Source organism: Thermanaeromonas sp. C210 (genome assembly GCF_013167955.1).
Lineage (GTDB): Bacteria > Bacillota > DSM-521 > Neomoorellales > Neomoorellaceae > UBA12545.
The window spans coordinates 207,630-231,551 of record NZ_BLWF01000001.1; the positions used below are offsets into that span (position 1 = coordinate 207,630).

Annotated in this window: 23 protein-coding genes and 1 CRISPR repeat array (1 of these 24 cut by a window edge); of the genes, 17 read left to right on the forward strand and 6 right to left on the reverse strand. The window is 60.2% G+C overall.

Annotated features, from left to right (window positions below; translation table 11 throughout):
• A CRISPR array of direct repeats spans positions 1-700; the repeat unit is 37 nt; unit sequence GTTGTAACCGCCTCTAAAGAGGCGGCAACGTTGAAGC (it extends 284 nt beyond the left edge of the window).
• Between the two features lie 336 nt (positions 701-1,036).
• Together TAMC210_RS01000 and TAMC210_RS01005 are read left to right on the forward strand one after the other, a co-directional pair.
• Positions 1,037-1,564 (forward strand): DUF2179 domain-containing protein, encoded by a 528-nt coding sequence (locus TAMC210_RS01000; RefSeq protein ID WP_173296959.1) that lies wholly within the window; start codon positions 1,037-1,039, stop codon positions 1,562-1,564.
• Positions 1,565-1,580: 16 nt separating this feature from the next.
• Positions 1,581-2,129 carry a thermonuclease family protein gene (locus TAMC210_RS01005; protein ID WP_173296960.1) on the forward strand — a complete coding sequence of 183 codons (549 nt, stop codon included), beginning with the start codon at positions 1,581-1,583 and terminating at the stop codon, positions 2,127-2,129.
• Positions 2,130-2,131: 2 nt separating this feature from the next.
• Here TAMC210_RS01005 and TAMC210_RS01010 read toward each other — a convergent pair whose 3' ends face one another.
• From TAMC210_RS01010 to TAMC210_RS01025, 4 genes are read right to left on the reverse strand one after another with little or no spacing between them, the layout of a single operon-like run.
• A complete protein-coding gene (locus TAMC210_RS01010; protein ID WP_173296961.1) occupies positions 2,132-2,926 on the reverse strand; it encodes an ABC transporter permease in 795 nt (264 codons plus the stop codon).
• Positions 2,927-2,957: 31 nt separating this feature from the next.
• Positions 2,958-3,941 (reverse strand): ATP-binding cassette domain-containing protein, encoded by a 984-nt coding sequence (locus TAMC210_RS01015; RefSeq protein ID WP_173296962.1) that lies wholly within the window; start codon positions 3,939-3,941, stop codon positions 2,958-2,960.
• Entirely contained in the window at positions 3,938-4,828 is an 891-nt protein-coding gene (locus TAMC210_RS01020; protein WP_173296963.1) for a GGDEF domain-containing protein, read from the reverse strand. Before TAMC210_RS01020 ends, TAMC210_RS01015 begins: the two co-directional genes overlap by 4 nt.
• Positions 4,828-5,193 (reverse strand): hypothetical protein, encoded by a 366-nt coding sequence (locus TAMC210_RS01025; RefSeq protein ID WP_173296964.1) that lies wholly within the window; start codon positions 5,191-5,193, stop codon positions 4,828-4,830. Before TAMC210_RS01025 ends, TAMC210_RS01020 begins: the two co-directional genes overlap by 1 nt.
• Positions 5,194-5,424: 231 nt before the next feature.
• On the opposite strand from TAMC210_RS01025, the gene TAMC210_RS01030 reads away from it, so the two are divergent.
• From TAMC210_RS01030 to amrS, 3 genes are all read left to right on the forward strand, one after another.
• On the forward strand, positions 5,425-6,126 hold the full coding sequence (locus tag TAMC210_RS01030; protein ID WP_173296965.1) for an N-acetylmuramoyl-L-alanine amidase family protein: 702 nt from the start codon (positions 5,425-5,427) through the stop codon (positions 6,124-6,126).
• Between the two features lie 379 nt (positions 6,127-6,505).
• Entirely contained in the window at positions 6,506-7,912 is a 1,407-nt protein-coding gene (amrA, locus tag TAMC210_RS01035; RefSeq protein WP_254388448.1) for an AmmeMemoRadiSam system protein A, read from the forward strand.
• A 5-nt stretch (positions 7,913-7,917) separates the two neighbouring features.
• A complete protein-coding gene (gene amrS, locus TAMC210_RS01040; RefSeq protein ID WP_277997655.1) occupies positions 7,918-8,919 on the forward strand; it encodes an AmmeMemoRadiSam system radical SAM enzyme in 1,002 nt (333 codons plus the stop codon).
• 2 nt (positions 8,920-8,921) lie between these two features.
• Here the strand turns inward: amrS and TAMC210_RS01045 are convergent, their stop codons facing one another.
• Complete coding sequence (locus tag TAMC210_RS01045) at positions 8,922-9,074, reverse strand: hypothetical protein (RefSeq protein ID WP_173296966.1); 153 nt, start codon at positions 9,072-9,074, stop codon at positions 8,922-8,924.
• A gap of 74 nt (positions 9,075-9,148) precedes the next feature.
• On the opposite strand from TAMC210_RS01045, the gene TAMC210_RS01050 reads away from it, so the two are divergent.
• From TAMC210_RS01050 to argH, 9 genes are all read left to right on the forward strand, one after another.
• Complete coding sequence (locus tag TAMC210_RS01050; protein ID WP_173296967.1) at positions 9,149-10,330, forward strand: M20 family metallopeptidase; 1,182 nt, start codon at positions 9,149-9,151, stop codon at positions 10,328-10,330.
• A 99-nt stretch (positions 10,331-10,429) separates the two neighbouring features.
• Complete coding sequence (locus tag TAMC210_RS01055; protein WP_173296968.1) at positions 10,430-11,392, forward strand: hypothetical protein; 963 nt, start codon at positions 10,430-10,432, stop codon at positions 11,390-11,392.
• A 232-nt stretch (positions 11,393-11,624) separates the two neighbouring features.
• Positions 11,625-12,665: an N-acetyl-gamma-glutamyl-phosphate reductase gene (argC, locus tag TAMC210_RS01060; RefSeq protein ID WP_173297504.1), complete on the forward strand. Its 1,041-nt coding sequence runs from the start codon at positions 11,625-11,627 to the stop codon at positions 12,663-12,665.
• An 85-nt stretch (positions 12,666-12,750) separates the two neighbouring features.
• On the forward strand, positions 12,751-13,962 hold the full coding sequence (gene argJ / locus TAMC210_RS01065) for a bifunctional glutamate N-acetyltransferase/amino-acid acetyltransferase ArgJ (protein ID WP_173296969.1): 1,212 nt from the start codon (positions 12,751-12,753) through the stop codon (positions 13,960-13,962).
• A 45-nt stretch (positions 13,963-14,007) separates the two neighbouring features.
• Positions 14,008-14,871, forward strand: a complete 864-nt coding sequence (argB, locus tag TAMC210_RS01070; protein WP_173296970.1) for an acetylglutamate kinase — start codon at positions 14,008-14,010, stop codon at positions 14,869-14,871.
• A gap of 93 nt (positions 14,872-14,964) precedes the next feature.
• Positions 14,965-16,167, forward strand: coding sequence for an acetylornithine transaminase (locus tag TAMC210_RS01075; RefSeq protein WP_173296971.1), 1,203 nt, complete (start codon positions 14,965-14,967; stop codon positions 16,165-16,167).
• A gap of 135 nt (positions 16,168-16,302) precedes the next feature.
• The gene (gene argF, locus TAMC210_RS01080) at positions 16,303-17,244 is read left to right on the forward strand and encodes an ornithine carbamoyltransferase (protein ID WP_173296972.1); all 942 of its coding nucleotides are present in this window, start codon (positions 16,303-16,305) and stop codon (positions 17,242-17,244) included.
• A 153-nt stretch (positions 17,245-17,397) separates the two neighbouring features.
• The gene (locus tag TAMC210_RS01085; protein ID WP_173296973.1) at positions 17,398-18,612 is read left to right on the forward strand and encodes an argininosuccinate synthase; all 1,215 of its coding nucleotides are present in this window, start codon (positions 17,398-17,400) and stop codon (positions 18,610-18,612) included.
• Positions 18,609-19,988, forward strand: a complete 1,380-nt coding sequence (gene argH / locus TAMC210_RS01090) for an argininosuccinate lyase (protein WP_173296974.1) — start codon at positions 18,609-18,611, stop codon at positions 19,986-19,988. The genes TAMC210_RS01085 and argH overlap by 4 nt, the downstream gene beginning before the upstream one ends.
• 159 nt (positions 19,989-20,147) lie before the next feature.
• Here argH and TAMC210_RS01095 read toward each other — a convergent pair whose 3' ends face one another.
• Complete coding sequence (locus tag TAMC210_RS01095) at positions 20,148-20,591, reverse strand: OsmC family protein (RefSeq protein ID WP_173296975.1); 444 nt, start codon at positions 20,589-20,591, stop codon at positions 20,148-20,150.
• 209 nt (positions 20,592-20,800) lie between these two features.
• Between TAMC210_RS01095 and TAMC210_RS01100 the strand changes: the two genes are divergently transcribed.
• From TAMC210_RS01100 to TAMC210_RS01110, 3 genes are read left to right on the forward strand one after another with little or no spacing between them, the layout of a single operon-like run.
• Positions 20,801-21,763 carry a 2-hydroxyacyl-CoA dehydratase subunit D gene (locus TAMC210_RS01100; protein ID WP_173296976.1) on the forward strand — a complete coding sequence of 321 codons (963 nt, stop codon included), beginning with the start codon at positions 20,801-20,803 and terminating at the stop codon, positions 21,761-21,763.
• Between the two features lie 12 nt (positions 21,764-21,775).
• The gene (locus TAMC210_RS01105) at positions 21,776-23,041 is read left to right on the forward strand and encodes a 2-hydroxyacyl-CoA dehydratase subunit D (RefSeq protein WP_173296977.1); all 1,266 of its coding nucleotides are present in this window, start codon (positions 21,776-21,778) and stop codon (positions 23,039-23,041) included.
• Between the two features lie 56 nt (positions 23,042-23,097).
• Positions 23,098-23,868: an acyl-CoA dehydratase activase gene (locus TAMC210_RS01110; protein WP_173296978.1), complete on the forward strand. Its 771-nt coding sequence runs from the start codon at positions 23,098-23,100 to the stop codon at positions 23,866-23,868.
• Positions 23,869-23,922: the final 54 nt, after the last annotated feature.

The following is a 23,922-nucleotide window of genomic DNA, read 5'->3' on the forward strand; positions in this document are numbered from 1 at the left end:
CGGTGTTACGTTGTAACCGCCTCTAAAGAGGCGGCAACGTTGAAGCATGTTCGATGCCGATTGTTACTTTATTCGGATTTGTGCCGTTGTAACCGCCTCTAAAGAGGCGGCAACGTTGAAGCCCGAACATAAATGTTTTTGGTCGGCATTTTTTTATGTTGTAACCGCCTCTAAAGAGGCGGCAACGTTGAAGCCAAGGAGAGTGTATCAAAAATGGCTAAAGCAAGCAGTTGTAACCGCCTCTAAAGAGGCGGCAACGTTGAAGCTCTACAAAAAAGCCGACCAGAGGGCCGAGAGAACGGTTGTAACCGCCTCTAAAGAGGCGGCAACGTTGAAGCTATTGAAGCCGTCACCAAAGCGGGCCTCATGAGCGGGTTGTAACCGCCTCTAAAGAGGCGGCAACGTTGAAGCACCTCATTGCAGAAGTTTTCAAGAGCCTCGATACGTTGTAACCGCCTCTAAAGAGGCGGCAACGTTGAAGCTTCAAGGATGCGGCTTTCATTTGAAGGCCTGGTATGTTGTAACCGCCTCTAAAGAGGCGGCAACGTTGAAGCGTCTCCCTGGCCGATGATGAGTATGCTGCTTTGCTTGTTGTAACCGCCTCTAAAGAGGCGGCAACGTTGAAGCTTGTATAATCAACCTAGAGGTGAGAACATGAAGAATGTTGTAACCGCCTCTAAAGAGGCGGCAACGTTGAAGTGTAGCTCCTACTTGAGCAGGATTTTACCCAGTGATTTTCGAGGCAAAAGCCTGCCCGGCGGACCGGAGTATGCTATAATTTTGCCATGCTTCCGGAAGGCTTCCCAGCGGGGCAGGTTAGTCCTGCCCCCAAAGCCTGCCCCGGCCGGATTTCATTTTGTGGTGCTTATCCCCCGAGGACAGCAGCAGGTCGGGGTGACCGGCGGAGGCCGGTCGGGGGCGAGCCTTGTAGGCTGCTGAGAAGACCGATCCCGGGGGCGGGCTTAAGGGTAATGAATGCCCGAGGCCGTCACAGAAAGAGGATGTCGGGCATCAAAGGGTACAGGGGGGACGGCAGGTGTGGGCCGTTGTAGGCGGATATTTGCTCATGTTCTTGGCCAGGGTGACCGACGTGACCTTGGCTACCCTGCGGATGTTGTTTCTCGTCAGGGGGAAGCGCTTTCATGCTGCCGCAATTGGGCTTTTTGAGGTTTCCATTTATATAATAGCATTAAAATACGTCATGGAGCGCCTAGACGAGCCGGTAAGCCTGATTTTTTATGCCCTCGGTTTTGCAACGGGCAATATCGTGGGCAGTATGATAGAGGAAAAGGTGGCCCTCGGCCAGGTGAGCGTGCAGGTCATCACGTTGCATCAACCCCTGGAACTGGCCGAAGTTTTTCGCTCTGCTGGTTACGGGGTAACGGTGACCGAGGGATACGGCCGGGAGGGCGTTCACCTTATCCTTAATCTCAGCCTCCCCCGCAAGCGGTTGAGCGAGGTACAGGAGCAGGTGAGGGCATGGGACCCCCAGGCCTTTATGGTTATTAACGAAGTGCGGAGCGTCTACGGCGGCTTTTGCCGGTCCGGGAGGAAGGGTAAATAGGGGAAGGAAGTTTTTGATGGGTTACCGCAGGAGGCGTAAAACAACTGGGAAAAAATTTAGCCGGAGGATACTAAGTCTGCTGGTCATGGCCTTCTTGAGCCTGGCCGGTTACCTCGCTTGGGCCCCCGAAGGGGATTTTCACCCGGCCCGGGTAACGGAAGTGGTGGACGGCGACACCCTCGATGTGGTTCTGCCCGGCGGCAGGGAAGAAAGGGTCCGTTTCATCGGTGTAAACACTCCCGAGAGCCGGGGCAAGGTTGAGCCCTACGGCAAGGAAGCGTCGGCCTATACGGAGAAACGCTTGCGAGGCCGGACCGTGTATCTGGAGATGGATGCAGGGGAGCGGGATAAATACGGCCGCCTTCTGGCCTATGTCTGGCTGGAACGGCCCCGGGACGCCTCGGAGGATGAAGTAAGGGCCAAGATGTTTAATGCCGAGCTCTTGCTCGAAGGTTATGCCCAGGTGATGACGGTGCCCCCCAACGTGAAATACTCCTCCCTTTTTGTCGAATTCCAGCGGGAGGCCCGGGATAAGGGCAAGGGGCTGTGGGGATTGCAGGACTAAGGTTAATCCTGCCGGCTGAAGGACCAGGTGCCCAGGATAACCAGGCCGATGGTTACGAGGAGGAGGATGGAAAGGTCGGTCGTAAGGTTGTAGCGAACGAGAAAGGCCGTTACCCGGGGATCGGCACCGGTGTAGATGACGCGTCGCAAAGCGTCTACCCCGTAGGTCAGGGGATCCAGGCGCATGAGCAAAGCCATCCAGGGGGGCGCGCCCTGCATGGGGAACATGGCCCCGCTAAGGAAGTAGAGGGGCATAACCAGGAAGTTCATGATCATCTGGAAACCTTCCATGGTTTGCATGTGGCTGGCTATGGCCACGCCGAAAGAGGTCAAAGCCAGGGATATGAGGAACAGGATGGCCAGCAGTTTCAGGACCATGATGAAGTTTAAGGAAACCTGGGCTACGGGGGCCAGGCAAAGGAGGATACACGCCTGGGCCATGGCTACGGTGCTGCCGCCTAAAACTTTGCCCAGGGCAGTGGCCCAGCGGGGTACAGGGGCCACCAGGACTTCCTTCAAAAAGCCGAATTCCCGGTCCCAGATGATGGAGATGCCGGAAGAAACGGAAGTAAAGAGAACGGACATGGCCAGGATGCCGGGATACATAAACTGGACGTAATTAAGGGGGAGCCCGGCAGGAGCCCCGCGGAAACCCATGGCGGACGAGATGCCCTGGCCCACGACGAGGAGATACAGGAGGGGCTGGCCTATCATCCCGAAGAGGCGGCTTCGCTCCCGAACAAGGCGTAGGGATTCGCGGTACCACACGGTGTAGATGGCCCGAAGGGCGGCCTCCATAGGCAGAGCATACCCCTTTCTACCTAAAGCTTTAGTGCCGGCGGCGCAGGTGCCCGCGGGGGCTGAAGTGCATGCGGTCGGCGGCCGACACCTTTTCTTCTCGGATGGCGCGGCCCGTAAGACTTAAGAAGACGTCGTCCAGGGTGGGACGGCGCAGGTTGATGCTCTTTATCCGGCCGCGCAAATCGGCAGCCAGTTGGGGAATGAAGGCAGCCCCATCGGCTACCTGCAGGCGCAGCCCCTCCTCGTCGGGTTGGGGCTGCAGGCCGTAACGCTCACCTATGAGGGGGGCGAGGTCTGCGCCGTCCGCAGGTGTAATGATCAGGACGTCTCCGCCCAGCCGCTGCTTTAAATTGGCGGGCGTATCCAGGGCCTGTATGCGGCCGTGGTCTATGATGGCGATCCGGTCGCAGTTTTCGGCTTCTTCCATATAATGGGTGGTCATAAAGATGGTTATGTTCTTCTCCTTCCGCAGGCCGTGAATGTGCTCCCAGATGGCCTTGCGGGTCTGGGGGTCCAGCCCGACGGTAGGCTCGTCCAGGAAGAGGATGCGGGGATGGTGAAGAAGGCCTCGCGCTATTTCCAGGCGGCGCCGCATACCCCCGGAAAAATTGCGGACGAGGTCCTTCTTCCGCCCGGCCAGGTCCACCATCTCCAGGACCTCGTTCATGCGCTGTTTGAGAAGGCGACGGGGAAGGCCGTAGAGAAGGCCGTGAAGGTATAGATTTTCCGCGGCCGTTAAGCGGTCGTCCAGGGAGTTCTCCTGGAAGACTATACCGATGGAGCGGCGGACGGCTTCCGACTCCCGTACCACGTCGAAGCCCGCCAGGAGGGCCCGGCCGCCCGTAGGCCGCAGTAGGGTACAGAGAATTTTGATGGTTGTAGACTTGCCCGCACCGTTGGGCCCCAAGAAGCCGAAAATTTCTCCTTCTTTTACCTCAAAGGATATGTTGTCTACGGCTACTACAGAATGAAAGACCTTCTTCAGGTCGTACACCTCGATAACGGCGCTCATCCTTCTACCCCCGTAGGAGGCCGCCGTTCCGGCAGGCGGTCGGTGTTGGCGACCATTACCGGCACCTTCAGCCTCTTGGCCGTGGTAGAAGCTAAACTGGCCTGGTTTACCAGCTTCTCGGCCAGTTCCTTAAGATCGCGCACCGTATCCATACCATCAACCCGGCGACCTCCCGCTATACCGGCGGAAAGGGTAATATGGATGGGAAGGGACCATTTTTCTCCCTGGACGGCTTTCACCATTTCCCTGGCCAGGCCTTCTGCTGCGGCCAAGGATTGGGGAGTGAGGACGGCAAACTCATCCCCGCCGTAGCGGCACAAAGTGTCCCGTCCCTCCACGGTAAGGCCCTTTAAAATCTGGGCCGTGCGCACCAGGATGTGATCGCCGTGGACATGGCCGTACTGCTTATTAAGGCGGCCGAAGTCGTCCAGATCCAGGAAAATAACGGAGATTTCGCAACCCTTCGTCAACAGCTGTACAGCTCTTTCATAGAGGATTTCTGCTTTATGTAAATTGGTAAGGGAATCCACGTACTTGCCCAGCTCGGCCATGACCTTGGTCCCGGTGATTATACCTATAACCTGCTGGCCTTCCATTACCACCAGCCTTTCCAGATTATGGGTGACCATTAAATGGTGGGCTTCCCAAAGGGAAGCGGAAGGGTTGATGGTAATAACTTGGCGGCTCATGGCATCGGCGACCAGCCGGTTGGGGTGGGAGCCCTTGATATCCCTGGAGGTTATTATTCCCACCAGTTTACCCTCTTCGTCAATTACGGCTAAAGAGCCGATTCCGTGGTATTCCATAACGGCGCCCGCCCGGCGGACGCTGGCCCAGGGCTCAATGGTATAGAGGGCGGTGCTTAAAAGGTCCTCCACCGTGGGCATTACAGGTCCACCGTCCGGGATACCTGGACGGAGATATTCACCTGGGCCTTGATAACCATGTTGGCGTCGGCAATGCGGTTCCCCTCTTCGATTACTACCGGGAGGAGTTTGTCCTTGGGAAGCAGGGTGAGCAGGGATTTCTTTACCACTATAGCTTCGAAAATTTCGTGGTCGAGGGAAATGATCTCGTATTGTTCCGGGGATACCGCATCGACCATGCGCCGGGCGGCTTCCGGTCCGATGGGCGCCTTCCGGCCCACCAGGAGAATATCCTGGGTAGGCGGGATCTCGAATTCGGAGAGTTTGATGACCAGTTCTGCCTTGCGGCTGGGCTCGGGCGACGAGAGTATTTCCCGCGGTGTCACCGTGTATACCCCCTTTTTGGCCGCGGAGCAATCTTTAAGGCAACAGTCAATTCAAACAACATTATAAACTAATCTTACCTCTTCCAACAGCGTAGGAGCAAAATATTAATGGATAATTTCGCCTGATTACTCGGGCCTGCGGTTGCTTGAAGAGGCGAAAAGCGAGGAAATTGTTGGCTGGCCTATTAAGTTCACCACTTTCATATGCATAAGGCAGGGGGTTGGAAGGGGATGGCCGGTCGCCGGAGACGCAAAAATCTTAAGGCCGCAGCGCTAATTTTGCTGACTCTTATACTTTTCGCGGCTGCAACTTATGTTTATGTTGGTAGAGCGTACCGAGAGCGCCAAAGCGTGGAAGCTCTATCCTGGGCGGTGGCCGGCCAGGTGGTGGTGGTGGACCCCGGTCATGGCGGCATCGATGTGGGAGCCCGGGGACCCGGCGGCACCAACGAATCGGAGGTCGTTCTGGCCATAAGCCGGCACCTGGCGGAGTTCCTGCAGCAGGGAGGGGCGCGGGTGTTTCTCACCCGCCAGGATGACAGCGTGACGGAAGGGGAGAGCGGAGACGACCTGTTGGAGCGGGTGAGGTTGGCCCAGAAGGTTAAGGCCGACCTGTTCATATCCGTCCATGCCAATGCCTTCGATGACCGGGAACGGGGCGCCCAGGTATTCTTCGACCCCGCCTCTCAAGAGGGCAGGAAGCTGGCCGAAGCCATCCAGGCCGAAATACGCCGCCTCCTCAAGAACACCGACCGGGAAGCCCTGGGTTTAGATGCCTTCGTTTTACGCACGCAAGAAATTCCGGCCGTGATCGTGGAGGTCGGCTTTCTCTCCAACCCGCAGGAGGAAAAGCTCCTGGCCGATCCTTCCTACCAGCGAGAGATGGCCTTTGCCATTTATGCGGGCATAGCCTCCTACCTGGGAGGATCTTAAATTATCCCCCTTTTTACGGGAGAGGCCTGCCTTGGCTTGAAAGCGAGCGACTAAACCCGAGCGGCTGCCAAACTTCACGAATATGATAAGCGGAGGCGGACCCGAGGCCATGGAGGGCCGAGGCCGGCAACTGAGACAGGATGTCGAATTTGCCGGGAAGTCCGCCTCAAGCTTTCAGGCTGAGTGAAAGTTTGGCCCGCGAGGGTTTCTGGAGCGAGCGCAAGCCAAACAGGCCTAGGCTGGGATGCGCTGGGGCAGAATCCCCTGACGAAGGGAGCGGCGATGTGGTAAATTAAGCTTGAAAGCATTACATTAAAGATGGGGTCTTGAGCCATATTAAGGAATAGTTCCGGACCCCGAAACCCTAAGGAGAAAAGGGATGATGGACATGGGCCAATTACTGGACATCGCCTTCCTCCCCCACCCGCCCATAATGGTACCGGAAGTGGGGCGCGGCGAGCTGGCCGGAGTTGCGGCCACGGTTAAGTCCGCCAGGGAATTGGCCGCCAAGCTCGCGGCCCGCGGCCCCGAAGCGGTGGTCATAATTTCCCCCCACGGCCCGGTCTTCCGGGATGCAGTGGGGCTGTGGGCCGTACCCGAATTAAAGGGTCATTTGGGAGCCTTCGGCGCCCGGGAGGTCGCCTTCCGCTATCCCCTGGACTTGGAATTGACCCGGGCCGTAGCCGATGCCGCCCGGGAGGACGGGATTCCCGTGGCCTGGTTGGATGAAAAGGCCGGCCGGCGGTACGGCCTGGCCCCAGAGCTGGACCACGGCATGATGGTCCCCCTCTATTATCTCCGGGAGGCGGGCATAGAGGTTCCCCTGGTGGCCATGGGTATGGCCCTTCTGGACCGGATGGAGCTTTACGCCTTTGGAGCCGCCCTGGGAAGGGCCATCCGTTCCGGACGCCGCAAGGTGTTGCTATTGGCTAGCGGGGATCTCTCCCACCGCCTCCTCCCGGGAGCGCCCGCCGGCTACGATCCGGCAGGCAGGGTCTTCGACGAACGGCTGAGGGATTCGGTGGCCGCCCTGGATGTGGAGGGCCTGCTGAACCTGCCGGAAGACCTGGCCGAGCGGGCCGGAGAATGCGGGCTGCGCTCCTTTATCATGGCCGTGGGAGCCCTGGACGGATACCGGATTTCGGGGGAGGTCTTATCCTATGAGGGCCCCTTTGGTGTGGGCTATCTGGTGGCCAGGCTTACCCCGGAGAAGGAAGAACCCGGCCGTAGCCTACTTAAGGATAAGGCAAAACCGGAGCTTCCCTTGCCCGTTCGCCTGGCCAGGGACAGCCTGGAGCATTACCTGTTGACGGGACAAGTTCTCCCGGCGCCCGATCCCCCTCCGCCGGGTCTGGACCGCCGGGCCGGAGTCTTTGTATCCATAAAAAAGGGAGGAGAGCTCCGGGGGTGTATCGGCACCATCAGTCCTACCCGCTCTAACATTGCCGAAGAAATCATCTATAACGCCCTGAGCGCCGGGCTGGAAGATCCCCGGTTCCCGCCGGTTACCAGAGAAGAGCTGCCCTTGCTGGAGTATTCCGTGGATATCCTGGAGGAACCCGAACCGGTGAAGGGCCTGAAAGACCTGGACCCCCGCACCTACGGCGTTATTGTCTCCCACGGCTACAAGAGAGGCTTGTTGCTGCCCGACCTGGAGGGGGTGGACACTCCGGAGGAGCAGGTAGCCATTGCCAAGTGCAAGGCCGGCATTGCCCCCGGGGAACCCTGCCGCCTCGAGAGGTTTCGGGTAACCCGATACCGCCAGGAACGCCGTGACCGTGCCTGAAGGGGGTGAGGGTCATACGAGAGGCGAAGTATTATGTTAAGTTAGACGAGGATAGGGTGGAGTGCCGCCTCTGCCCCCACACTTGTATACTGGCCCCCGGGCGCCGGGGCCTCTGCCGGGTGCGGGAAAACCGGGAAGGCCGCCTGTACAGCCGCAATTACGGCCTGTGTTCTTCCCTGGCCGTAGACCCCATCGAAAAGAAACCCCTCTATCATTTCCATCCCGGCCGCCTCATCCTGTCGGTGGGGACCGTGGGGTGCAATTTCGCCTGCCAGTTCTGCCAGAACTGGGAGATCGCCCACGGTGAGCCGGAAGTGGTGCCCCTCACCCCCGAGGTGCTGGTGGAAAAGGCCCGTGACCTGGATACGGTGGGCATAGCCTACACCTACTCGGAGCCGGTGGTATGGTTTGAATTCGTCCTGGATACGGCCGGGCTGGCCCGGGAAAGGGGTTTAAAGAACGTCCTGGTGACCAACGGGTTTATCCGGCCGGAACCTCTCCGGGAATTGCTGCCGGTCATCGATGCCCTGAACATAGATGTTAAGGGATACAATAAGGAATTTTACCGCCGGGTGATCCGTGGCGATTATGAACCGGTACTGCAGACGGCCCGCCTGGCGCGGGAGGCCGGCTGCCATATAGAATTGACCACCCTCCTGGTGACCGGAATGAACGACGACCTGGGGGAACTGGAGGAGCTGGTGAAACGCATAAGGGACGAACTGGGGGAAAGCACACCCCTCCACTTTTCCCGCTATTTTCCCCACTACAAGCTCCATCTGCCGCCCACTCCCCGGGAGACCATGGAGCGCGCCTGGGAAATGGCCCGCGCCCGTCTACATTATGTTTATCTCGGCAATATAGAGCATCCCCGGGCCAGCAATACTTACTGTCCCCGCTGCGGCAGCCTGGTTATAAGAAGGAGGGGCTATACGGTTTCCCCGGCGGGTTTGACGGGAGAAGGGGCCTGCGGCCGGTGCGGCGAGAAGCTGGCGGTAATCATGTAGAATTACCCTAAGGGAAATCCCTCCCGGCGGTTCCCCGGGGCCTCGAGGGGCCGCCGGGGGCAGAAGGCGGGCAATCCCAAGTCCATAGCCTTGTCCAGTTCGCACTGGCCATCGCGGCCGAATTTACACTGGCAGTCACAAACTATAAGGGGCATGGGCGGCTGTCTCCTCCTCGATATGGTATCCTTATCGAATCTATTATGCCCGGGAGGTACAGAGGTAATAATCCATGGCAGACCGTCTTAAGGAGCGCATAGCCCGGGCCATCCGGGAGCGCCGGGAAGAAATTGCCCGCGTGGCGGAGGAAATTTTCGATCACCCGGAGGTGGGCCACCAGGAATTTTTCGCTTCGGACCTGTTAACCCGTATCCTGGCCCGCAACGGTTATGAGGTTACCCGGCCATGGCCCGCCCTCCCTACCGGTTTTTGCGCCGTTCTGAGGGGCGGGGCACCGGGTCCCCGGGTGGCCCTGCTGGCCGAATACGATGCCCTGCCCGGGCTGGGCCATGCCTGCGGGCATAATTTGATTGCCGCCGGGGTGCTGGGGGCAGCTCTGGGCCTTGCGGCCGGCCGGGATGAATTGCCGGGAGAAGTCATCGTCTTCGGCACGCCCGCCGAGGAGAGCAACGGCGGCAAAGTAACCCTGGTGGAAGAAGGGGCCCTGGCCGGAGTCCATGCGGCCCTCATGTTCCATCCGGGGGATGCCAATGTACTGGAGGTATCCTCCCTGGCCCTGGACGCCCTGGAATTTGTTTTTAAAGGTAGACCGACCCATGCCTCTTCCGGACCCCAGGAGGGCATCAACGCCCTGGATGCCGTTGTCCAGTTCTTTAACCTCATTAACAGCCTCCGGCCCTATCTAAAAAATAACGTGCATATAAACGGCATTATTACCGAGGGAGGAGTCACACCCAACATCATTCCCGAGCGGGCGGTGGCCCGCTTTTACATCCGGGCCGAAAACCGGCGGGACCTGAAGGAAGCGATCCGGCGGGTAGAAAACTGTGCCCGGGCGGCGGCCCTGGCCGTGGGGGCCACCTTCACCTACCACCGGTATGAGCTTTCCTATGAGGCCATGGTCACCAATAGGGCCCTGGCCGGAGCCTTCAGGGAAAACCTCCTGGCCCTGGGGGTGACGGAACTCGCCCCTCCCCGGCGCATCCGAGGTTCCCTGGATATGGGCAACGTGAGCCGGGTGGTCCCTTCCATTCATCCCTATTTGGCCCTGGGCCGGGACAAGGTGATTCCCCATACCGGGGAATTTGCCCGGGCTGCCCGGGGAGAAGAAGGGAAGGAGCTGGCCCTTCTGGCCGCCCAGGCCCTGGCCTGGACGGCCGCCGATGTCTTGCTGGACGCGGGTCTCCTTAGCCGGATTCAGGCCGAGTTTCGCGCATACTGCTCCGAAGATTAAGGGCCCCCCGCCCCCACCTTTGCCTATCCTTTTTAGGCTTTCCCCGGAATAAGTATTGAAGTAAGAAGAACGGGCGCAGGCCCGACGGGAGGGAGCCCTATGGCGAAAAGGCGTTTGATCCGGGCGGCGGGACTGCTCTTCCTGGCCCTGGCCTTGCTAGGGGGCCTTTTTTTTGTCCGCGCGCCCCTTCTCGTACCGCCCACGGCCTACGAGGCCCGGGCCCTGGCTGTCATGGCGTCCGAAGGGGCGGCCACGGAGGAGCTCCTGGAGCAGATCCTGCGGGGGGAAAGGGAGGAAGGAGGCCATTTTCGCGTGGAGGGAGATGTGGCGCCGGAGCCCGGACGGGAAATCATTGTCGGCGCGAGCCTTTCTAAAGACCGGGGTGCCGTGGGCATCTTTTCCATGGCCGGAGAGCAGCCGCGACTTCTGGCCTCCCTCGCCACCCTGCCCTTACAGGAGATTAAAGTGGTGGAGATAGAGCCTGGCCTTTGCGGTATCCTGTTGCGCGAACTTTTAGATGAGCGTTTCGGCGCCTATTTTTATACCGTCTTTTACACCCTGTACACGTACGAAGAAGGAGCATGCCGGGAGATCTGGCGGAAGGTGGTAAGTAATGAGGAGTCCTGGCAGAAGAAGTGGTTGGGTGGGGGTGAGGGGTGGCAGGGGGTAAAGGACACGGCGGAAGTGGAATTCGCCCGGGAAGACGGAAGACTGGTCATCAAGACCCGGGAGACGCGGGTCCTGTGGGAGGGGCCGGAGCCCGGCGGTTCCCCTACGGGAACCCGCGAGCGGTCGTGGGCCCGGGTGTACCGCTGGGAACCCCGCTGGAAGGCCATGATCCTGGGAGAAGGCGTGGTGGAAGAGGATACCTTCCTGCAGGCCAGGCAGGGTAACCGGTATGTACCTTTAGAGAAGCTGGCGGCCGGCGAAAGGCTGGCCATTCTTGATGAAGAGGAAGTCTGGGATGCCATGGGCGGGGCGGCTGCCGAGTTTTACCGGGTAAAGACAGCGGCCGGCTCAGTTGGCTTTGTGGGCAAGGAGGCGGTGTCATTCCGGCGGTAAAAATTTCTCTTGCATTTTTATGCAAGTAGGATGTATAATTATACAAAACCGGGGCGCCCGGAGGCCTGCCTACCTTGTGCCGGGGCAGGCCGGCCTGACGGCCGGAGAGCTTGCCGCGGGTCGGTCAGGAGGTGCTCCGGCAGACGGGCATTTTTGGTCAGAGGTTAAAGCCCGGGCAGGCCGGGTATCTCAGGTTACGGCCCGGGAACCCGGCTCTTTAGGAGGGTTGCAGTTGGTCAAAGTTGCTGTCATCGGTGCTACCGGTTATACGGGGGCGGAGCTCGTCCGGCTGCTGGCAAGGCATCCCCACGTCGAACTCGCGGCCCTTACCTCCCATAGTTTTGCCGGCCAGAATATGGATCGGGTGTATCCCTCCCTGCGGGGTTTTACCAGGGCCGCCTGCGAGGACCTGGATCCGGTAGAGGCCCTATCCCGGGCGGAGGTGGTCTTCCTGGCCCTGCCCCACGGCCATGCCGTGGTGGTGGCCGAAGAGGCGGAGAAGCGCGGGGTAAGGGTTATCGACCTGGGAGCCGATTTGCGTTTCCGGGACGCCCGGGTTTATGAAGAGTGGTACGGCTTAAAGCATCCCAATCCCGCCCTGTCGGCCCGGGCGGTGTACGGGCTGCCGGAAATCTACGGCCGGGAAATCGCAGGGGCCCGCGTGGTGGCCAACCCTGGATGTTACCCTACCAGCGCCATCTTGGCCCTGGCGCCCTTGCTGAAGTCGGGCTATGCCGAAATCGGCAGCATTATCATCGATGCCAAATCTGGAGTTTCTGGAGCCGGCCGCAAGGCTCAGCTCACCAGCCTTTTTGTGGAGTGCAATGAGAACGTCCATCCCTACGGCGTGGCCGCCCATCGCCACACCCCCGAAATCGAACAGGAATTGAGCCGCCTGGCGGGAGAAGCGGTGCGGATTTCCTTTACCCCTCACCTTCTCCCTATGAGCCGGGGCATCCTGTGTACTGTTTATGTCAACTTAAAAGAAGGGGTGGAGGAAGAGGAACTGCGGCGGCTTTATGAGGAGTTTTACCGGGAGGCGCCCTTCGTGCACCTGCTACCGCGAGATCAGTGGCCCCATACCCGTTGGGTTTACGGCAGTAACTTGTGCCATTTAAACTTGAAGGTCGACCGCCGGACCCGCAGGGTGATTATAGCTTCGGCCATTGATAATTTGACCAAAGGGGCTTCGGGGCAGGCCGTTCAGAACCTAAACCTCATGTTCGGATGGCCGGAAACCACGGGCCTCGAACACCCGGGACTTTGCCCTTAGAGGATTCGGCGGCTGCCCGACGGCGGGAACCGGGGAGGAACTTATCCTTATTTTAGCTTCTGGAGAAGGAGGACCGGATGACTTTATGGAGTGGGATGTGGTACCGGGCGGTATAACGGCACCCCGGGGTTTCCGGGCGGCCGGGGTGCATGCCGGGTTAAAGAAGGCCAGGAAGGACCTTGCCCTTATCGTAAGCGATAATCTGGCCGCCGCAGCAGCGGTCTATACCACCAATAAGGTGCAGGCGGCGCCCCTGGTGGTGACTAGGGAACACCTCGCCGGCGGCTATGCCAGGGCCGTCGTGGTAAATAGCGGCAATGCCAATGCCTGTACCGGCGAGGAGGGCCTCCGCGATGCCCGCTGTATGGCGGAGGTTACGGCCCGGGAAGTAGGCTGCCGGCCCGAGGAAGTGGTGGTGGCCTCTACCGGGGTAATCGGCGTACCCCTGCCCATGGAGAAGGTAACCTCAGGAATCCGCCAGGCGGCCCGCAACCTCTCGGTGGAGGGCAGCCGGGATGCGGCGGAGGCTATCATGACTACGGACCGGCGGGTAAAGGAAATAGCCGTCCGGTTTAACCTGGGGGGCCGCCAGGTAACCATAGGCGGGGTAGCCAAGGGATCGGGCATGATCCATCCCAACATGGCGACCATGCTGGCCTTCATCACCACGGATGTGGAGATGACCCCGGCCGACCTGAGGAGGGCCCTGGTGGCCGCCGTGGACGCTACTTTCAATATGGTAACCGTGGACGGCGACACCAGTACCAATGACATGGTGGTTATCCTGGCTAATGGTCAGGCCGGTGCCGGGCCGACGGACGACAAGGAGTATGCCTTGTTTGCCGGCGCCCTGGAGTATGTCTGCCGCTACCTGGCCCGGCTCATTGCCCGCGATGGAGAAGGGGCCACCCGCCTTATAGAAGTGGAGGTGCACGGTGCCAGGACCCGGGAGGACGCTCGCACCATTGCCCGGGCCATTGCCCGGTCCAACCTGGTAAAGAGCGCCGTCCACGGGGCCGACGCCAATTGGGGCCGCATCCTCTGCGCCGCGGGGTATTCCGAAGCCGAGCTGGATCCGGAAAAGGTCGATATTTTCATCCAGAGCCCGGCCGGCCGGGAGCAGCTGGCCGCCGGGGGCCGACCCTTCCCCTTCAGCGAGGGAAAGGCCAGGGATATTCTAGCGGCCGAAGAAGTAAAGATCATAGTTTATCTTAACCAGGGTTCGGCCGCAGCCGAAGCCTACGGGTGCGATTTGACATGTGAATATGTTACCATCAATGCCTCCTACCGGACCTGATCCTTACAGCCTTCTTACCGCGGAGTGGAGGGAGGTGCCTCAGCCTTGGAGCTTTCTCCTTTAGAGAAAACCGGTATCCTCATTGAAGCCCTGCCTTATATTCGCCAATTTTACGGCCAGACGGTAGTTATAAAGTACGGCGGCCACGCCATGTTAAACTGCGAGCTGAAACAGGCAGTCATGCAGGATGTGGTCCTCATGCACCTGGTGGGCATGAGGCCGGTCCTGGTGCACGGCGGGGGCCCGGAGATCACCCATATGCTGGAGCGCCTGGGGAAAAAGTCCGAATTCGTCCAGGGCCAGCGGGTGACCGATGCGGAAACCATGGAAATTGTGGAGATGGTCCTGGCAGGCAAGGTGAATAAGGAAATCGTGGCCCAGCTCAACCGCATTGGGGGCAAAGCCATAGGCCTGTGCGGCAAGGACGGCAACCTCATCGAAGCGGCCAAACAGGACGACGGTGGTCAGGACCTGGGCTTTGTCGGCAGGGTGAAGCGGATCAACCCCGATATCATCGAAACGGTGATTGCCGAGGGGTATATACCGGTGGTGGCCCCCGTAGGTGTCGGAGCGGAGGGGGAAAGCTACAACATCAATGCTGATTATGTAGCCGGTGAGCTGGCCATAGCCCTGAAGGCCCACAAGCTGGTGCTGCTCACCGACGTAGAAGGGATCCTGGCCGACCCCCGCGACCCCTCTTCCCTCATCCCCACCGTGGAGGTGGCCAGGGTGCCGGAACTCATCGAAGCCGGTACCATTTCCGGGGGGATGATCCCCAAGGTGCAGTGCTGCGTGCGGGCGCTGGAAGGCGGTGTGGCCACCACCCACATTATAGACGGCCGCCTGCCCCATGCCATACTGCTGGAAATCTTTACAGATAAAGGGATAGGCACCATGGTGGTTTCCTAGGTAGCCCCACCGTTGCGTTGACCCGCGGTATACCTTCGTGGCGCGGACCCGGGAAGGGTCTCATGCAAAGTCTGCCTTAGGGGAGTGTCGCCCGTGAACAATGCTGAGATTATGGCCCTGGGCCAGCAGTACGTGATGCACACCTACAGCCGGTACCCGGTGGCCCTGGTGCGGGGCGAGGGAGTCAGAGTATGGGATGCCGACGGCCGCGAGTACCTTGATTTTGTAGGCGGGCTAGCGGTGAATTCCTTGGGGCACTGCCACCCCCGGGTGGTGGCGGCTGTACGGGAGCAGGCGGGAAGGCTTTTGCATTGCTCCAACCTCTACTGGATCGAACCCCAGGTGAAGCTGGCTCGGCTCCTGGTGGAAAACTCGGATCTGGATAAGGTTTTCTTCTGCAATAGCGGGGCTGAGGCCAACGAGGCGGCCATTAAGCTCGCCCGCAAGTATGCCAAGCTGCACAGGGGAGAGGACTGTTACGAGATCATAACTATGCGCCGCTCTTTTCACGGCCGGACCCTGGCCACCCTTACGGCTACGGGACAGGAGAAATTCCAGCGGGGATTTGAGCCCCTTCCCTCCGGCTTCCGCTATGTACCCTTTAACGATCTGCAAGCCCTGCGGGAGGCCGTTAATGCCCAAACCTGTGCCGTCATGCTGGAGCCGGTACAGGGCGAAGGGGGGGTGTACCCGGCGGACCCCCAGTACCTGCGGGCGGTGGCCGAATTGTGCCGTAAAGAAGGACTGCTCCTGATCTTTGACGAGGTCCAGTGCGGCCTGGGCCGAACCGGCTACCTCTTTGCCTACCAGTATTACGGCGTGCAGCCGGACATCATGACCCTGGCCAAGGCCCTGGCCGGCGGAGTGCCCATCGGCGCCATGCTCGCCCGGGAAGAAGTGGCCGCAGCCTTCGCTCCGGGCGATCACGCCTCCACCTTCGGCGGCAATCCCCTGGCGGCGGCGGCCGGGGTGGCCGCCTTGGAGGCCCTCCTGGAGGAGGGGCTGGTGGAAAACGCGGCCCAACAGGGGGAATACTTAATAACGCGGCTGAAATCCCTGGCTTCTGCCTTCTCTCAGGTAGTGGATATAAGGGGTCGGGGCCTTATGGTGGGCATGGAAATCGAGGGCCCCGCCGACGCAATAGCCGGGGCCTGCCTGGAACGGGGTCTGCTGATCAACTCCTGTCACGGACGGGTGTTGCGCTTCCTGCCTCCCCTGACGGTTAAAAAAGAAGAGATTGACGCCGCCCTGGCCATCCTGGAAGCCGTTATGAAGGAATTCCTTCAGGGCCCGTAAGGGACGGGAGGCGAGGGACGCCTTCGGCAGCCCGCCGGGTTTTCGCTGGGGCCGGCCACGGCTGTAGGTTGTCAAGGCGGCAGTAAGACGAGTAAAATAGTCTCGACAGATACTTCGAGGAAGGGAGCGGTAGAGGTGACAGAGGCGGCCTCCCCCCTGAAGGGGCGCGATTTTCTTTCTTTAAAACATTTCACCCGCGAAGAAATCATCTACCTTCTCGACCTGGCGGCCGACCTAAAGGGTAAGCAAAAGCGGGGCGAGCCCCATCCCCTGCTGGCCGGTAAGACTCTGGGCATGATTTTTACCAAGCCCTCCACCCGCACCCGGGTGGCCTTTGAGGTGGCCATGTACCAGCTGGGCGGTTATGCCCTTTACCTCAGCAGGAACGATCTCCAGCTGGGCCGGGGAGAGACCATCGGCGACACGGCCAGGGTGCTGTCCCGGTACCTGGACGGCATCATGATCCGCACCTATTCCCACGAAGAGGTAGAGGAGCTGGCCCGTTTTGCCACTATCCCGGTCATCAACGGCCTAACGGATTTTCTCCACCCGAGCCAGGTCCTGGCCGACCTGCTTACCATCAGGGAATGGAAGGGGACCCTCCAGGGGTTAAACCTGACCTTCATCGGCGACGGCAACAATGTGGCCCATTCCCTCATGTACGGCGGGGCCCGGGTGGGTATTAATGTTACCATCGCCTGCCCCGCGGGCTACGAACCCCTGCCCCAGGTGGTGGAAGAAGCCAGGCGCATGGCCGCCGACAACGGGAGCAACATTGCGGTGACCAACGATCCTCGGGAGGCGGCCGTGGGGGCCGACATCCTCTATACGGACGTGTGGGCCAGTATGGGCCAGGAGGGGGAGGCCGAAAAACGGCGCCAGGCCTTCCGCGGCTTCCAGTTAAATGCCGAGATACTTAAATTGGCCCAACCGGAAGCCATGGTCCTCCACTGTCTGCCGGCCCACCGGGGAGAAGAGATTACCGACGAAGTCATAGACGGTCCCCAGTCGGCGGTGTGGGACCAGGCGGAAAACCGCCTCCATGCCCATAAGGCCATCCTGGCGGCCTTGCTCTAACGGCTTAATCTTCCATTACCGGCCGGTTCTGGCGACCGGATTCCTCCCGCGCGGCCGGAGCAGAAGCCGGTCTGGCGAGGGAGGATGGAGCCTCCGGATTGTAGGGGCAGGATGGGCTAAAGCTTATACCAAAAAACGAGGGAGGATGCTGTAGTGGCAGAGAAGGTAGTGCTCGCCTATTCCGGCGGCCTGGATACTTCCATCATTATCCCCTGGCTCAAGGAAACTTACCGCTATGAAGTCATCGCCGTGGCCGTAGACCTGGGACAGGGCGAAGAGCTGGCACCCCTGGAGGAAAAGGCCTTGAAGAGCGGGGCCAGCAAAGTCTACATACTGGATAAGAAACGGGAGTTTGTAGTAGATTTTATCTGGCCCACTTTGAAGGCCGGGGCCGTATACGAAGGGAAATACCTCCTGGGCACTTCCTTTGCCCGGCCCCTCATAGCCAAGTGCCTGGTGGAGGTGGCGGAAAAGGAAGGGGCCACGGCTGTGGCCCATGGGGCCACGGGCAAGGGCAATGACCAGGTGCGGTTTGAGCTCGCCATCAAAGCCCTGAAGCCGGAACTCAAGGTAATTGCTCCCTGGCGCGTCTGGTCCATACGGTCCCGGGAGGAAGCCATTGATTATGCTCAGGCCCGGGGCATCCCGGTGCCGGTGGGGAAAGATCGGCCTTACAGCATGGACCGGAACCTGTGGCACTTGAGCCACGAGGGCGCCGACCTGGAAGACCCCTGGAACGAGCCCGGGGAAGACCTGTATTTCATCATCACACCGCCGGAGAAGGCTCCGGATAAGCCCACCTACGTTACCGTTGATTTTGAAAAAGGGGTGCCGGTGGCCGTGGACGGAGAGCGGCTGGACCCCGTTTCCCTGGTGGAAAAACTCAATGAGGTGGCGGCGGCCAACGGCGTGGGCATCGTGGACATAGTAGAAAACCGGCTGGTGGGACTGAAATCCCGCGGGGTCTACGAGTGCCCCGGCGGCACCGTCCTCTATACCGCCCACCGGGAACTGGAGCACCTGACCCTGGACCGCATGACCATGCATTTTAAAGAAATAGTGGCCGCCAAGTACGCCGAACTGGTCTACGACGGGAACTGGTATTCCCCCCTCAAGAAAGCCCTCGATGCCTTTGTGGACAGCACCCAGGAGACGGTAACGGGCACCGTGCGCCTTAAACTCTATAAAGGCAACTGCACCCCGGCGGGAGTAAGGTCGCCCTACTCAATTTACAGTGAAGAACTGGTGACCTTTGGCGCCGGCGGGGACTACGACCACAAGGATGCTACCGGGTTTATCAACCTCTTCGGACTGCCCCTTAAAGTTAGGGCTATGATGGAGGCCAGGACGGGGCTGAGGAAGGGATGAAGCTCTGGGGCGGCCGTTTTCGCAAAGAAACCGACAGGCTGGTGGAGGATTTTCATTCCTCCCTTTCTTTTGATCGGCGCCTTTACCGCCAGGATATAAGGGGTTCCATGGCCCACGCCCGCATGCTGGCTGCGGTGGGGCTCATCAGCCCCGAGGAAGCCGGGGAAATAGTCCGCGGCCTGGAGGAGCTCCTGGCCGATATCGAGGCCGGCCGGGCATCCTTCGAGGTCGGCGCGGAAGACATCCATATGAACATTGAGAAGCTCCTCACGGAGAAAATCGGGGAAGCCGGCAAGAAGCTCCACACCGCCCGCAGCCGCAACGACCAGGTGGCCCTGGACCTGCGCCTCTATCTCAAAGATGAGATCCGGGAAATATCCCGCCTCCTGGCCCGGCTGCAGGAGGTCCTGGTGGATCTGGCGGAGAAACACCTTTTTACCTTGATGCCCGGTTACACCCACCTGCAGAAGGCCCAGCCGGTCACCCTGGCCCATCATCTCTTGGCCTATTTTGAAATGTTTGAGCGCGACCAGGGTCGCCTGGAGGACTGCCTGAAGCGGCTGGATGTATGCCCCCTGGGCTCGGGCGCCCTGGCGGGCACTACTCTGCCCATAGACCGCCGGCTGGTGGCCACGGAGTTGGGGTTTAAGGATATTTCCGCCAATTCCCTGGATGCGGTGAGCGACCGGGATTTTGCCGTAGAATTTTTGGCCGCTGCCAGCCTCATCATGATGCATTTGAGCCGCTTGGGCGAGGAGATAGTCCTCTGGTGTACGGAGGAATTCGGGTTTCTCGAGCTGGACGATGCCTACAGCACCGGCTCCAGCATGATGCCCCAGAAGAAAAATCCCGATGTGGCCGAACTCGTCCGGGGGAAAACCGGGCGGGTTTACGGCCACCTCATGGGACTTTTGACGGTCCTGAAAGGCCTTCCCCTGGCCTACAACAAGGACCTGCAGGAAGATAAAGAGGCCGTCTTCGACACCGTGGACACCCTGAAGGGATGCCTCCTCGTCATGGCCCCCCTGCTGGCTACGGCCCGCTTTAAGGAGGAGCGCCTGGGGGAGGCCGCCCGGCAGGGCTTCAGTAATGCTACCGACGTGGCCGAATACCTGGTAATGAAGGGGGTACCTTTCCGGGAGGCCCATCGCATAGTGGGATCCCTGGTCCTTTACTGCCTGGATAAGGGCTGCGCCCTCAACGACCTGAGCTTGGAAGAGCTCCGGAGATACTCGCCGGCCTTTGAAGAAGACATCTCCGATTACTTGACGGTTGAAGCCTGCGTAAAGCGCCGCAAGGTGCCCGGAGGTCCTGCCCCCGAGGCGGTGCGGGAGGCCCTGGCCCGCGCCCGGAGTATTCTGGCGAGGCGCGAGTAGCGGCCGGCCGGCGTATTGTGCGGAGGAGCCCAGGAAGAGAATAGGAGGCAGGGGATAACTGCCGTGGTCCCCCAGTCGGTGGGATACGGCTAAACAAGAGGCTGGGACCGGGCCGTAAGGGACCTTTTCTGCATCCCTCCGGCCCGGGAGCCCGGCCCTTTACTTATCGACCTCGGGAATCTTAACAACCTTGACGCCCTTCAAGGTGTCGGATACCGGGCAGCGTTCCTCGATCAAATCCAAGAGCCGCTTAATATTGCGCTCCGGAGATGGGGATTCGATGTAAATGCGGTACCTGATCTCCTGGTAACCCTTACGGACGTCCGGGTTTTTCCCCAGGAACCCGTCGGGATCCAGGTCGCCTTCCAGCTCCACCCGGAAATCCTTGAGCTCCACATGGCAGGCCGGGGCAAAGGCGGCGGCACAGATGGACATGCAGCCTCCCAAGGCGCAGAGGAGGAGTTCCACGGGGTTCATGGCTTTATCGGTACCTCCCAACTCTGGGGGCTCGTCTACGGCCACCTTGAATCCCCGCGCTTCCCCCTCGCAATAAAGTCCTTGACCGGACCAGCGGACGGTCGCCGAGAAAGTGGTTTTAGCCATGTCGACATTCCTTTCCTAAGATGATTTGGTGTGCTGTAAATGGTGCACTGTAAAAGATATTACAATCGCTTACCGGTGTCAAATAACGCACGGCATGGGCAGTCAGGCAGCTTTCGTAAACTGTTTACGGTATGGTATAATCTACCTTGGACCTCATGGGTGGTTAATTACCGCATTATAAACGGGAGGCTGGCAGCAGGCAATCTTTTATGGGCGAAGCGAGGAAGGAATTAATCGGCTGGTTTTGCAGCTACACCCCGGTGGAACTGATCCGGGCTCTGGGGTTAACACCCCTGCGCTTGTTGCCCCCGCCGGGCAAAACGCCGAGGGCCGACGCCTACTTTACAGGTAATCTATGCCCCTATGTTAAAGCCATCCTGGAGACCGCCCTGGCCGGAGAATTTCCCGCCCCGGCCGGTATTCTTTTTGTGGCCTCCTGTAACGCCATGATCCATCTGAGCAATATCTGGCGTTCCCTGAAGCTAACGCCCCGGGTGTGGATTCTGGATGTGCCCCGGCGAGCGGACTCCTTGGCAGTGAACTACTGGGCCCGGCGCCTCAAGGAACTGGGAGGGGAGTTGTCCGCCTCTTTTAGCCGTCCCCTGGAAGAAGAGGCTTTATGGCGGGCCCTGGAGGAAGAAAGCCACGGACCCCGGCAGGACGGGTCTCGGGGGGAGCGAGGGCGGGAACGGAATGGCCTTTCCCCGGGACGGAAGACTTCCCGGCCGCGCCTGCTCCTGGTCGGCAGTGTCTTGCCCGACGTCCTCCGGGACATGGTAGAGGAGGCAGGGATGTCCGTGGTCTACGAGGATGCCTGCAATGGCGGGCGGCTGGTGGGGGAGAGAAACGTCACCGGAGCGGGTGAAAGGTCGGGTGGAGACCCCTACCTCTACCTGGCGCAACGGTACCTGTACAAGCCGCCCTGCCCGCGCATGGTTGCCGATAGGGACCGGCGGAGGATCTATTTGCGGGAGGTTGTGAAGACCTATGAGGTTCAGGGCGCGGTTTACCATGCCATGAAGTTCTGCGACCTGGCCATGGTGGATTTTACCCTGGTAAAGGATGAATTGGAAGGGATGGGCATCCCCGTGCTCAAGCTGGAAGGGGATTACGCCGGTGGCAACCGGGGCCAGTGGGCTACCCGCCTTGAAGCCCTGCGGGAGATGCTGTGAGGTGTAGAAGAATTGGACCTTTACCCGAAGCTGCGCTCGGTCCTGGCAGAGCCCTTAAAGCGCAGGGCCCTGCATTCACCTCTGGTGGTTAAGCTGGTAAGACAAATCATCTCCGCCCAGAAACGCGCCTTCCCCTGGGAGGCCTCGCACCGGCTGGCCCTTAAGGCCATCGACCAGGCGGCCGATGCCTTCTTGCGGCGCGGACCGGTGGTATGGCATAATGTGTTTTTCCCCTCCGAGCTGCTCTACGGCCTTGGAGTCGTACCCTTTGCGCCGGAAGCGGCCGCGGCGGTGGCCGTAGGCCTGGGTTTGGTCGACGAAGCCTTCCGGGCGGCCGATGGCCGCTGGTTCGGAAGCGACGGGTGTTCCTTTCACCGGCTGGCCCTGGGCTGTGAACTGGCGGGCTACTTCCCCCGGCCGGATGCGGTGGTCTGTACTTCCCACCTGTGTGATATAGCTCCCCAGTCCCTGGCCCTGACCGCTGCCCGCCACGAGCGGCCCTTCCACCTGGTGGACGTCCCCCGGCGGGCCGGGGTATCGGAAGCCCATTATGTGGCCCGCCAGCTGAAGGGGATATTTTTTTCCCTGGCCGAGGAGCTGGGCCTCAAGCCCGATATGGCAAGGCTGGAGGCGGCCCTGCGCCGGTCCAACGAAGCCCGGGAAGGCCTGCTGCGCGTTTCCCGGCTGCGCCGGGAGGCCCCGGCCGTCATCCGGGGGGAAGAGGCCCATGGCTTTCTTTATCTTATGTTAACCAGCTTCGGCTCCCCGTGGGCGGCGGGGGTATACGATAAGTGGTATGAAGAATTAAGGTACCGCCGGGAGCAGGGCGATTGGGCGGTCCCCCGGGAAAAGGTCCGCCTCCTGTGGCTCCACCTGCGGCCCTATTATGCCAACGATATCTTTAAAATACTGGAACGTGAGGGCGGTGCGGTGGTGGTCTTTGAAGAGATGAACCACGTTTACTGGGAGGAACTGGATCCCCGACATCCCTTCTTCAGCCTGGCCCGTAAAGTGCTGAGCCATCACGGGCTGGGTCCCCTGGAACGGCGCATCGGGGCGCTCATGCAGATGGTGGAAGATTTTAGGACACAGGGGGTTGTCCACTTCGCCCACTGGGGTTGTCGCCAGAGCACGGCGGGAGTGGCCCTCCTGCAGCAGGCCCTCCGGGAACAGGGTATCGCTTTTCTAAATTTGGACGGCGACTGTGTGGACCGACAGAAATATGCTCCGGGGGCCGTGCGCACCCGGCTGGAAGGGTTCCTGGAATTGTTGACATAAAATTCCCGGCCGCGGCCGGCGGGCTTCGCGGGAAAATTTGGGGAGGTGAGGTGCGGGTGACTGTTACGGCAGGACTGGACCTGGGTTCCCTTTCCACCAAGGCGGCCATCGTCAGGGAGGGGCAGCTCATATCCTTTGCCGTGCTGCCGACAGGCCGGGGAGGGGCCCCGGTGGCCGAGAGGGCCCTGGAAGAAGCCCTGGCCAGGGCCGGCTTAGAGAGGAGCGAAGTTCGCAGTATCGTAGCCACCGGTTACGGTCGCATAAGCGTACCCTTTGCCCACCGCCGGGTGACGGAGATAACCTGCCACGCCCGCGGCGTTTATCATTTATGGCCGGATACGGCCACGGTCATAGACATTGGAGGGCAGGATAGCAAGGTTATACGGTTGGGACCGGGCGGTAAAGTCATGGACTTTGTGATGAATGAGAAGTGTGCGGCCGGGACCGGGCGCTTCTTAGAGGTTATGGCCCGGGCCCTGGAGGTGGACATCGAAGAGATGGGGGAACTTTCCCTAAAGGCCCGCAGGGGAGCGGCCATAAGCAATACCTGTACGGTCTTCGCCGAATCCGAAGTGGTGTCCCTTTTGGCTGAGGGCAGGCCGGTAGAGGAAATCATCCGGGGATTGCACGAGGCGGTAGCCGAAAGGGTGGCGTCCATGGCCGAGAGGGTAGGATGGCAGGAACCCGTGGCTATGACCGGCGGGGTGGCCAAGAACCTGGGGGTGGTTAGGAGCCTGGAAGAGAGATTGGCCACTTCCCTGCGCCTGCCGGAAGAACCCCAGATCATGGGGGCCCTGGGTGCCGCCCTGCTGGCCGCCGAAACTTAAAGGGGGCTAGGTTGAGGCCAAAATATCATGCAGCAGCAGGATTTTGAGCTACCA